Genomic DNA, 11,657 nt, shown 5'->3' with positions numbered 1-11,657 from the left:
TTTTAGTTTGTTGTGGAAAAATATTGTTCAAAAGCACAAATATATGTGTTTATAATACATAATAACTGTTCATTTGTCTCATGTCTTCGTGTCTTTCTTGTGTATAATATAACTAAGCAATAAAAAAGACAACTTGTTACTAAGGAGGCAATAACCATGAATGACAGATTTGTTCTGTCAGCCTGTGCCGGAATAGCCTTTCTGTGCGTCGTATTTATGGCAGGTTTAGCAGAGGTTATATAACTATAAGGTAGAGGATTGGTTCTTTATGAATGGCCTGGCCGTGCCATTAAAAATATATTCCCCTTTCCCACGGGAGGACAAAAGTGTCCTCCCGTTTATTTTTTCTTAAATTTGTTTACTTTGGTAAAGAAATAAATAGTTAAAATAACAATTCTCTTGTCTTTTCTATGCTTTGACAATAAAATACTATAGTAGACTCTTCAATCATGTGTATAGATCTATACTATAGGTGGGGGGTAGGGTAATGAAGAAACAGAAACTTGTCATTTTAGTTATCGTTATTTTAGTAGCACTTGGTGGTTGGATGATGGTGGGGAACAAACCCCAGGAACAGGCTCCAGCTCCTCAACAGCAGGCTGAGCAGCCAGCTGAGAAAACAGCTGAAGCCCCGGCGGAGAAGCCGGCTGAAACTTCAGTGGAAAAAGCGGCTTTCCATATTGGTATTTGCACCGGTACCGTTTCTCAATCTGAAGATGACCTTCGTGGTGCAGAACGGCTTATTGAAGAGTACGGCAGTGTAAGTGACGGCGGAATGATTCAGCATATTACTTATCCGGATAATTTCATGGTTGAAATGGAAACCACTATTGCTCAGATAGCTGGTTTGGCCGATGATCCCATGATGAAAGCCATTATCGTTAACCAGGCTATTCCGGGAACAACCGAGGCTTTCAGAAGAGTTCGGGAAAAACGCCCTGACATCCTTCTCTTTGCCGGAGAAGCTCATGAGGACCCAGGTGTTATCGAGTCTGCTGCTGATCTTGTAATTAACTGCGATAATATCGCCCGTGGTTATCTGATCGTAGCGGCTGCCCAGAAAATGGGTGCCAAGGAATTTGTTCACATTTCCTTCCCGAGACATATGAGCTACGAACTTCTTTCTCGCCGTAGAAACATTATGGAAGTTGCATGTCAGGATCTGGGTATGGGATTCCATTTTGAAACAGCTCCAGACCCAACAAGTGACGTGGGAGTTGCCGGAGCTCAGCAGTTTATTCTTGAGAAAGTTCCTGCCTGGCTTGAAAAGTATGGTAAAGACACAGCATTCTTCTGTACGAATGACGCTCATACAGAGCCATTGCTGAAGCGTATTGCTGAAGAGGGTGGATATTTTGTAGAAGCAGACCTTCCTTCTCCTCTTATGGGATATCCCGGAGCTTTGGGGATAGAACTCTCTGACGTTAAAGGCGATTGGCCTGCAATACTTAAGAGAGTAGAAGAAGCAGTTGCTGCTAAGGGCGGATCCAAGAGAATGGGAACATGGGCCTACTCTTATGGTTACACCACAACAGCAGCTCTTGGCGAATTTGCCAAACGGGTTGTTGAAGGGTCTGTTGAACTCGAAGATTCTGATGCTCTCTTTGAATGCTACGGAAAATATACGCCTGGCGCAAAATGGAACGGAAGTCTCTACACAGATATCGCTACTGGCGTTGTCAAGAAGAATCACGTTCTCGTTTATCAGGATACCTATATATTTGGCCTTGGCTACCTTGGCATGACCGATGTTACGGTTCCTGAAAAGTATTTCTCTATTAAATAGTCAAATAGGCCCCATAGAAATAGCGACCTAAAAACGAGCCTTTTCTTAGGGGAGGAAAATCCTTTCCTCCCCTTTATTTCTGCTCCTAATTTTCCAGGAGAATTTTTCCAAGGCTTGGAAGTGGAGAGGTGACAACAATGGCTTTATCTGAGCCCTTATTAAAGATGGAAAAGATAGGCAAGGCGTATTTTGGCAACAGAGTCTTGAAGGATGTGAGCTTTACCCTCGAGAAAGGCCAGATTCTCGGGCTTGTTGGAGAAAATGGTGCGGGGAAATCTACATTAATGAATATCCTTTTCGGAATGTCTGTAATCCAGGAAACTGGAGGGTATGAAGGTAAATTCTTCATTAATGGGGAGGAAGCTCAGTTTAAGAATCCTCTTGATGCTCTGGATGCTGGTATCGGAATGGTGCACCAGGAGTTCTCTTTGATCCCTGGTTTTACCGCTGCAGAAAATATTGTATTGAACAGAGAGCCTACACAATATAACGTCCTCGTAGAATCTTTTGGCGATCGTCTTCGCACTCTTAACACAGATGAAATGGAACTTCGTGGAAAAACTGCAATAGAGAAACTTAACGTTGTTATTGACTCTGATACTCTCGTTTCAGAAATGCCTGTAGGACACAAACAATTTACCGAGATAGCAAGGGAAATTGATAAAGAAAAGACCCAACTTCTTGTCCTTGATGAGCCTACGGCGGTGTTGACAGAATCAGAAGCAGAGATACTTTTGGCTTCCATGCGAAAATTAGCAGCTATGGGAATTGCCATCATCTTTATATCTCACCGATTACATGAAATCATTGATGTGTGCGATAAGATTGTTGTTTTACGTGATGGACAAGTTGTTCATGAAACGACTCCGGCACAAACAAACGTAATGGAAATAGCCACTCATATGGTGGGACGGAATATTGAGTCTGCTTTTGCTAGGGAAGAAACAGTAAGATCATTTGCTAAAGACATTCTCAAAGTAGAGCACCTTTGGGTAGATATGCCAGGTGAAACGGTGCGAGATGTTTCTTTTTCAGTAAAAGAGGGAGAAATATTTGGTATCGGGGGATTGGCGGGTCAAGGTAAACTTGGAATTGCTAATGGCATAATGGGAATGTACCCTTCAGGCGGCAGTGTTGTTTTTGATGGAAAAGAAGTTGTTTTAAATGATCCTCGTTCCCCTCTCTCTATGGGAATTGCGTCTGTTTCCGAGGATCGTCGTGGTGTTGGTTTACTACTAGAAGAGCCCATTTCATGGAACATTATTTTTACAACCCTTCAGATGCAAAGTAGATTTTTGAAACCAGTTTTTGGCGGTTTGTTTAAAATTCGTGATGAAGAAGCCATAAGAGAAGCTACACAAAAGTATATCGAGGCTCTTGAAATCAAGTGCACAGGTGAGCATCAGCGCGTGCAGGAGCTCTCAGGTGGTAACCAGCAGAAGGTTTGTCTGGCGAAAGCCTTTGCGCTTCACCCTAAATTACTCTTTGTTTCAGAACCTACACGAGGTATTGACGTGGGAGCAAAGAGAGTTGTACTCGATACATTGAGAGAATACAACCAGAAGAGAGGCACAACAATCGTCATGATCTCTTCAGAACTTGAAGAATTACGGTCTATTTGTGACCAGATAGCTATTGTCAATGAAGGCAGAATCGGTGGCACACGTCCTGCTACATGCCCATCAACTGAGTTTGGACTTCTTATGCTTGGTGAAATTAAAAATGGTGTGGAGAAGGTGGGTGTATGATGAACAACATACGCAGTTTTATTGAAAAAGCCGGCTGGCCAAGGGTTATTATAGCCCTTTTTCTTCTCGGACTTTTTGTCATGGCCCCCTTTGTTAGGGTTCGGGTAGACACTTCAATTAGCGATACTCTCGTTCGTTTTGGCATGAACGGAGTCATGGTCCTTGCTATGGTACCTATGATACAGGCAGGATGTGGTCTTAACTTCGGTTTGCCTTTGGGTATTATCGCCGGCTTGCTTGGCGCGGTAACTAGTATTGAATTAGGAGTAACAGGTCTTCCCGGGATTTTTACAGCCATGCTCATCGCTACTCCCATAGCGATTGTTCTAGGATGGTTGTACGGCCAGCTTCTAAACAGAGTAAAAGGTGGCGAAATGATGATTGCTACCTATGTAGGCTTTTCCTCTGTTGCTTTTATGTGCATTATGTGGCTGGTTCTTCCGTACAAAAGTCCTAATATGGTTTGGGGATATGCCGGAGCAGGCTTACGTACGACTATTTCGGTAGATGGGTACTGGAGTAGGGCTATTAGTGACATTTTGGCCTTTAATATAGGCGATTTCTTTTATTGTCCCACAGGGATGATGCTCTTCTTCGCTTTTCTTTGCTTTGCAATGTGGATGTTTATGAAGACAAAAATAGGCACGGCTATGACGACAGTGGGGTCGAATCCTGAATATGCAAAAGCAGCAGGAGTAAATGTCGATAGAATGAGAACTCTCTCCGTTGTTTTGTCAACAGTTCTTGGTGCTATAGGTATCATAATGTACGAGCAGAGTTTCGGATTCATACAGCTGTATATGGGGCCTTTTTATATGGCTTTCCCTGCAGTAGCAGCTATCCTCATCGGGGGCGCATCAGTAAATAAAGCGTCTATACTCAATGTTGTTATTGGTACGATTCTCTTTCAGGGAATCCTGACAATGACTCCATCCGTTATCAATAGTCTCATTGAGACTGACATGTCAGAAGTTATACGAATCATCGTTTCTAACGGTATGATTCTGTATGCTCTCACGAGGGTGGTGAAAGTGAAATCATGATGACTAAAAAATCGTCTTTTCAGGATAATTTATCCCATTTCTTTGTTAGTAACGCGGTGCCAATTATCTTTTTGGCGCTAAGCGCAGTGGCTATCCCTATTTCTCGCTTTTCGACTCAGTATCTAGTACAGGAAATGCTTGTTCGTCTGGCGCGAGACTCTTTCCTTGTCCTTTCCCTGCTTATCCCTATCATGGCAGGAATGGGCCTTAATTTTGGAATGGTGCTGGGAGCAATGGCAGGAGAGATCGGGCTTATTCTCATTACTGACTGGAACATTGTTGGTATTCCTGGAATGGTTCTGGCAATGATCATCTCTACTCCTCTTGCTGTCTTGTTAGGCTGGATGTGCGGAGTTATCTTGAACAGAGCCAAAGGGCGGGAGATGGTTACATCCTTTATATTGGGCTTCTTTATGAATGGTGTATATCAGCTTATCGTTCTTTATGGTTTTGGAAGTGTATTTCCGATAAAGAGTCCAGATCTTGTTTTATCGAGAGGTTTTGGTATTCGAAATGTAACGAACCTTGAGAATATCAGAAAATGTCTCGATAACCTTATTCCTCTTTCAATTGGTGGCGTAGCTATTCCTATTGCGACATTTCTTGTTATCGCTGCTTTTTGCGTCTTTGTCGTATGGTTCCGCAAGACAAAGTTAGGGCAAGATATGCGAGCTGTGGGACAAGATATGGATGTAGCCGAAGCAGCAGGTATTCCGGTAGAAAGAACTCGTATTATTTCTATCGTAATTTCAACGGTACTCGCATGCTACGGCCAGATTATTTTCTTGCAGAACATTGGTACTATGAATACATATAATAGTCACGAGCAGGCAGGGATGTTTGCTATAGCTGCTCTTCTCGTTGGTGGCGCCAGTGTTACTAAAGCGACTATTCCCAATGTGTTTATAGGTGTTATCCTTTTCCACCTTATGTTTGTTGTTTCTCCTATGGCAGGGAAATATCTCATTGGACAGGCGCAATTAGGAGAATACTTCAGAGTCTTTGTCTCGTATGGAATTATAGCCATAGCTCTTGTTTTGCATGCGTGGCGTCGTCAGCAAGATAAAGATAGAGCGCGGCGAGCCTTACGTGGGAATGCCTGACAAGGCATAGACAGGAGGCATAGGATATGAGACGATCAACGGTTAATGTGGGGATAATCATATTTTTTGTGATTATTTCCGTATTTCTTTATAACGCAGGAAAAGGATATAACTTACTTGTAGATAATAAGGCTATTACGATTGATGGGCAGGAACTACAGCCCTATGCTTGGGTCAATGTGGATGTGAGCACATCTAAAAAGCCAGTTCTATTGAAAGCTGGCGGACGAGACGTTGTTTTTGTCATCGGAAAATCTCATCAGATTCATGTAGAAATCATGGATGAACAAAAAAACGTTATCAAGAAGATCGAAAAGAAATTCAAGCTGACACGACAGTCGGGGGATCTTCTTAGTATCCCTGCCCTCGGATCAGATGTTTCGCAGTGGATTCAGAAAAGATAGTAGCGTTTAAAAAGACTGTTATATAGTTATAAAAAAGGAGGAGCTAAATAACTTTGCTCCCCCTTTTTTTATGCTTTATTCTGATATAAAGTTTTCGCCCCATGTGCAAGCGAAAATAAAATCTTTTAGACTTTTTCTTTGTCGTGGCTCCATTTCCTTTTCTCTAAGAGCAGCGGGAAGAGTGTTCGGATCTCCTGGAAATCCTATGGCAAGAGCTGTTACAGGATCGTATCCCTCGGGAATGTTATACGTTTCCCGAGTACACTTTTTTGAAAAACCGGCCATCGGATGTATCGCCAATCCCATTCCTGTTGCCTGAAGGGCAATGTTTTGTATGGACATTCCAAGGTCATGAAATGCATGAGCGTTGGGTTTGCCGTTAAGAGAGAATGTTATTCTTGCCACAGATATAACGAGTACAGGTGCTTGTCGAGCCCATATCCTGTTTTGCTCAACAAGACAGGATAGCATTTTTTCGTATTCCTTTGGGTTTTCTTTTGTGGCGACAATAAAAAACCACGGTTGATCGTTATAACATGAAGGAGCCCAACGTGCTGCTTCAAAAAGGGAAAGAAGTTGGCTTTGACTTGGCATCATGTCTGTGAAGGATCGCGGACTCCATCTGTTTCGGATGAGTTCGTGAATAAGATATGCACTATCTGCGCTTTTTTCCATTTTTAGGCCTCCTCATATTCTTGTTATTTGCCTACGCAAAATTGGCTGAAAATTGTATCAAGCAAAGCATCATCAATGGAAAGCCCTAGAAGACGCTCCATACATCCTCGCGCGTCGTATAAACAGGTTGCTACAATATCTTGCCCAAGACCTTCTTCAAGAGCTGTTACGCCTTGAGCTAATGATTGAATAGCTCGTCTAATTTCCTCAACTTGTCGAGATGAAGCATTTAAACCGGAAGTTAGCGTTCCTCCACCAGCAATATTTGCCACAATGGTATCTTTTAATGTCTCTATGCCTTCTCTTTTTTCTGCTGAAATATTGCAAATCAGGCTTTGGGGTAAAAGGCCGCTCACCATTTCCTCACTTATGACGAGTGGAAGATCTGACTTATTGATTGCAACTATATGGTTTGTTGATGATAGTTTAGGAATGAAAGCTAGATCTGCAGGTGTGAAGGGTTCACTCCCATCTATTACCCAGACACGAATATCAGCTTCTGCCATAGCTTTTTCAGCTCGGGCAATGCCTATAGCTTCAATTTCATCAGAAGGGGCATCAATTCCGGCAGTGTCAATAAGACGAATAGGTATTCCGCGATATGTAAGCACTTCTTCTATTACATCTCGCGTTGTTCCTGGTACAGAAGTAACGATAGCCCGTGATTCTTTAAGTAATGCGTTAAGCAGAGATGATTTCCCCACATTTGGGCGGCCAACAAGAGCTACTCTGATACCTTCACGAAGAAGGAATCCCGTATTGCAACGATCAAGCAAATCTTCAAGACTTTGTTTGAGAGTGGATAAAGATGCTTCAACGTCACTGCTATCCATATAGGGAATATCTTCTTCAGGAAAATCAAGGCCGACTTCTATAGATGCAGAAATTTCCATAATTTCGTTGTAAATATCACGAGCAAAGCTGGAAAGTTCTCCCCGTAACGTACGAGTGGCGGCGCGAAGGGCTTCTTCACTTTTTGATCGTATTATTCCTAATACTGCCTCTGCCTGAGAAAGGTCAATTTTCCCGTTTAGGAAGGCTCGTTTTGTAAATTCCCCTGGTTCTGCCAAAACGGCTCCCTTGCTGATAAGTCGTTCAAGACATTTTTGAGCGACTAATGTTCCTCCATGGGTGGATATCTCGACCATATCTTCACCGGTGTAGCTTTTAGGAGCTTTAAACCATGAAAAAAGAACCTGATCAATTGGTTCTTTATTTTCATCAAGCAAAAAACCATTTCGCAAAAAACGAGGAGAGGTTTCTGCTAATGGGCGGACTCCTTGAACCACTTCGTCAGCCAATTGCCGGGAAGCTGGTCCTGAAAGTCTTATAATTGCAATTCCTGCTTCTCCCCAGGCTGTAGATATAGCAGCTATTGTTTCTTCTGACATGAATGTCTCCTCCCCATCTTCGGGTTTATATTTGTTTCTCCATGCCAGTATCTTATAACAAAAAGGACCGCTTCTGGAAAGCGGCCCTTGAATTGAATAAAACAAATTTAAAGAAGCTCTTCCATCGATTCTGCTAGTCGTCGAATTCCTTCATCAATCATTTCAGGCGATGCAAAAGTATAACAAAGCCTAAAATGATGTTCTCCACCTCCATTGGGGAAAAAGGGCGCTCCTTTAACAAAGGCTACATTTTTTTCGAGAGCTTTTTCAAAAAGATCCTCTGCCAAAATGTCAGGAGTTTTTACCCAAAAGAAAAAACCACCTGATGGAATGTTGTAAGAAGCAGTTTTTTGGGGAATATGAAATTGAAGAGCATCTTTCATATGATTTCGTTTTTGACGGTAATGCTCGACTATGCGTGGTAGAAAGTTATCAAGGTGACCTAGGCGACAATATTCGTAAACTAAGGCCTGGGCTACAACACTTGTACACGTATCGACTCCCTGCTTGAAAACAGCCATTTTTCTTATAATATCTTTATTTCCACAACACCAGGCTACTCTGGTTCCAGGCGCTAAAATTTTGGAAAAAGATCCTGCATAAATAACGAGTCCTGATGTATCAAGAGAGAAGAGTGAAGGTAAATGCTCTCCTTCAAATCGAATATATCCATAAGGGTCATCTTCCAAAATAGCAATGCCGTACTGATTGGCTATAGAAATAAGTTTTTTTCTCCTCAGAAGGCTCATAGTGGCGCCAGAGGGATTGTTGAAGTTAGGGATAGTGTAGATATACTTTATTTTTTTGCCTTCAGAACGAGCTTTTTCTATAAGCTCTGGAAGTTGCTCTACTTGCATGCCTTCGGAGTCACATGGAACGCAGATAAAACGCGCTCCGTGGTTATACATATCAATGGTTGTGCCCAAGAATGTAGGTTCCTCAGTAATAACATAATCGTCCTTGTCTATTGTAGAGAGGGTAAGAAGATCTGCTGCCTGAATAGACCCTGAGGTTATAAGCATCTCATCCATCTCTACCTTGTGCCCAAGTCGTGGTTTCAGCCATTCTATTAGAAATTCTTTAAGTGGAGGGTACCCCTCCGTAATGCCATATTGAAGAATATCTCGTCCTTCTCTTTTGATGATTGAGGTTGCTTCGTAGAATTGCTCAATAGGAAAGATGTCAGGATCAGGCATACCTCCTGCAAAAGAAATCATGCCTGGTTTGCGTATAACGTGGAAAATATCTCTAATGGGAGAAGGTTTGATTTGTAATGCTGAATGACTATACAAAGCATCCCAATAGGTATTCACTAGTTCTGATTTCCCTCCCTTATAGAATAAGGGGCCTTTTGAAAAGGCCCCTGGAATATCTATGCGGTAACGGTTTGTGCAAGTTCTTGTATGGCTTCTGCCAAACGTTTGACTCCTTCCTCTGTGACTTCCGGCGTCGGGAAAGTGTAGCAAAGTCGAGCATTGTGAGCTCCGCTACCAGGATTAGTACAGAAGGGTTCACCAATGACAAATGCAACTTTCTTTTCAATAGCTTTATTGAAAAGATCCTTGGTATTGACCTCAGGGAAGTGCAGCCAGTAGAAGAACCCGCCTTCAGGTTTAACCCATGTTACGCCAAGTGGTTCCAGATGGCGTTTAAAGCTTTCTTGCATAGCGTCACGTTTTACGCGGTAGTTATCAATTATGACAGGAAGATGTTTATCAAGATATCCGTTACGGCAATATTCAGCGACAAGAGCTTGTGTGATGGTACTGGTGCACAAGTCAGTAGCCTGTTTGAACACAGTCATCTTTCTGATGATTTCTTTAGATCCGGTAACCCATCCTATGCGGCTTCCAGGAGAAAGAATCTTCGAAAATGAACCAGCGTAAATAACGCCATCATTATCGTCAAGAGAGAAGATAGACGGCAAATGTTCTCCATCATAGCGAACATAGCCATAAGGGTCGTCTTCAAAAATTGGAATAGAATATTTGTGTGAAATCTCAACAAGTTTTTTGCGCCGTTCTAAGGTCATTGTAGCGCCGCCTGGGTTTTGGAAGTTGACGATGGTATAGATAAACTTTACGTTTTTACCCTCTTTACGAGCTTTTTCGATGATTTCAGGAAGAAGATCAACCTGCATACCATCTTTGTCCATAGGGACTCCTAAAAACTTAGCTCCATGGTTATAAAAAGTGGTGAGAGCTGCAAGATACGTGGGATCTTCGGTGATGACATAATCACCTCTATCGATCATTGCCCACGAGAAAAGGTCTAAAGCTTGCTGTGATCCTGTAGTGATCAACATTTCTTCTAGGGTTGCAACTTTCCCCATACGAGGGGCTGTCCACTCGGCAAGGAATTCTTTTAAGGGAGGGTATCCTTCTGTTGTTCCATACTGAAGAATATTTTTCCCATCCTCTTTAAGAATATGTACCCCTTCGTAAAATTCGTCCACAGGAAATACTTCTGGTGCAGGCATGCCACCGGCAAAAGAAATCATTCCCGGTTGTTTAATAACAGCCAGCATTTCTCTTATTGGTGAAGGCCTGACATTCTTAGCATTGTAGCTAAAATTCCCTTCCCAAACCTTACTCACGCATATCGCCTCCCCATCAGCTTTTAATAAAATACATCAATTCTGAAAACGATGAAGTAAAAGGCAGTAAATTGTAGACTACATTGATATAAATAAGAAAAGACAAGACAGTACACGACAATTATAGCATTGAAAAAAGAAAATAAATGCTTTTAGAAGAAAGGATAAAGTATACAGAGAGAGCCTATTGCTGACTATATGTTCGTGCCGTAGCACGTATATGTTGTAAGCGACGTTCTGTTGGTGGGTGTGAGTTGAAGCCGCTTGGAGATGTTTCATATCCGGCATCTCTCATTTTTTCAAGAGCATTGACGAGTCCCCAAGCGCTATAGCCAGCCTTTACGGAAAGTTTAATTCCGTAATCGTCGGCTTCAACTTCCTGTTCCCTGCTGAAACCAGATTCTGCTAGGCCGACTCCGAGACTTGCCAAAAGCTCAGAGTTGCGATCTCCCTTAACATTTTTAAAGAGGAGAGCCCATAGCAAATTTCTACCTATAGTGCTTCCATAGTGGTTAAGCTGTATATGTCCTGTTTCATGACCAAGTATACCGGCTATTTCGTCTTCCTTATTGAGAATTTTTAATAAGCCAGTCGTGACATAAACAGCGTGATCGCTTCCTGAAAAGCGAACCCATGCATTAGGCTCCTTTTTATCTTCTATTGTTATCGACGTTGTCTCTATGCCAGCAGCCTCTGAAATTCGTTTCCATGCTCGCTCAAGCTGTTGCGGGGAGAGCGCAGCCTGGGCAGCTTCTGCAAACAGGCAAAGCACAACGGTTATCAACACAGTGGTTACTGTAAGGTGTTTTTTCATATTCTCACCCTCTTCCTCTATTTTTCAATGCTATCATAGAATAGTTCTGCTCTCCAATAGGTAAAATTGTAGATTTTTTATATTAAGGAATTGACGA

Annotated in this window: 10 protein-coding genes; 5 read left to right on the top strand and 5 right to left on the bottom strand. The window is 42.3% G+C overall.

Annotation, left to right across the window (positions count from 1 at the left end; translation table 11 throughout):
- Positions 1-487 precede the first annotated feature (487 nt).
- The 5 genes from RBH88_RS08805 (at position 488) to RBH88_RS08785 (ending at position 6,084) form a co-directional block, all read left to right on the top strand.
- Positions 488-1,786 (top strand): DUF3798 domain-containing protein, encoded by a 1,299-nt coding sequence (locus tag RBH88_RS08805; RefSeq protein WP_213690963.1) that lies wholly within the window; start codon positions 488-490, stop codon positions 1,784-1,786.
- Positions 1,787-1,923: 137 nt separating this feature from the next.
- Positions 1,924-3,534 (top strand): sugar ABC transporter ATP-binding protein, encoded by a 1,611-nt coding sequence (locus tag RBH88_RS08800; RefSeq protein WP_213690964.1) that lies wholly within the window; start codon positions 1,924-1,926, stop codon positions 3,532-3,534.
- Positions 3,534-4,577, top strand: coding sequence for an ABC transporter permease (locus RBH88_RS08795; protein ID WP_374047607.1), 1,044 nt, complete (start codon positions 3,534-3,536; stop codon positions 4,575-4,577). The genes RBH88_RS08800 and RBH88_RS08795 overlap by 1 nt, the downstream gene beginning before the upstream one ends.
- Positions 4,574-5,680, top strand: coding sequence for an ABC transporter permease (locus tag RBH88_RS08790; protein WP_374047584.1), 1,107 nt, complete (start codon positions 4,574-4,576; stop codon positions 5,678-5,680). The genes RBH88_RS08795 and RBH88_RS08790 overlap by 4 nt, the downstream gene beginning before the upstream one ends.
- Before the next feature lie 26 nt (positions 5,681-5,706).
- The gene (locus tag RBH88_RS08785) at positions 5,707-6,084 is read left to right on the top strand and encodes a DUF6672 family protein (RefSeq protein ID WP_213701373.1); all 378 of its coding nucleotides are present in this window, start codon (positions 5,707-5,709) and stop codon (positions 6,082-6,084) included.
- A gap of 75 nt (positions 6,085-6,159) precedes the next feature.
- On the opposite strand, the gene RBH88_RS08780 is transcribed toward RBH88_RS08785, so the two are convergent.
- The 5 genes from RBH88_RS08780 to RBH88_RS08760 all read right to left on the bottom strand — a co-directional run bounded on the left by RBH88_RS08780 (position 6,160) and on the right by RBH88_RS08760 (position 11,560).
- Positions 6,160-6,759 carry a nitroreductase family protein gene (locus RBH88_RS08780; RefSeq protein WP_213701372.1) on the bottom strand — a complete coding sequence of 200 codons (600 nt, stop codon included), beginning with the start codon at positions 6,757-6,759 and terminating at the stop codon, positions 6,160-6,162.
- Between the two features lie 23 nt (positions 6,760-6,782).
- Positions 6,783-8,150, bottom strand: a complete 1,368-nt coding sequence (gene mnmE / locus RBH88_RS08775; protein ID WP_213701371.1) for a tRNA uridine-5-carboxymethylaminomethyl(34) synthesis GTPase MnmE — start codon at positions 8,148-8,150, stop codon at positions 6,783-6,785.
- A gap of 107 nt (positions 8,151-8,257) precedes the next feature.
- Positions 8,258-9,463 (bottom strand): PLP-dependent aminotransferase family protein, encoded by a 1,206-nt coding sequence (locus RBH88_RS08770; protein ID WP_213690969.1) that lies wholly within the window; start codon positions 9,461-9,463, stop codon positions 8,258-8,260.
- Between the two features lie 59 nt (positions 9,464-9,522).
- Positions 9,523-10,746 carry a PLP-dependent aminotransferase family protein gene (locus RBH88_RS08765; protein ID WP_213690970.1) on the bottom strand — a complete coding sequence of 408 codons (1,224 nt, stop codon included), beginning with the start codon at positions 10,744-10,746 and terminating at the stop codon, positions 9,523-9,525.
- A gap of 184 nt (positions 10,747-10,930) precedes the next feature.
- Entirely contained in the window at positions 10,931-11,560 is a 630-nt protein-coding gene (locus tag RBH88_RS08760) for a M48 family metallopeptidase (RefSeq protein ID WP_213690971.1), read from the bottom strand.
- Positions 11,561-11,657 lie beyond the last annotated feature (97 nt).

It is taken from the genome of Aminobacterium sp. MB27-C1 (genome assembly GCF_030908405.1).
Lineage (GTDB): Bacteria > Synergistota > Synergistia > Synergistales > Aminobacteriaceae > Aminobacterium.
The sequence above is the reverse complement of the archived record's forward strand: the minus strand, read 5'-3'. Positions and strand labels throughout refer to the sequence as shown.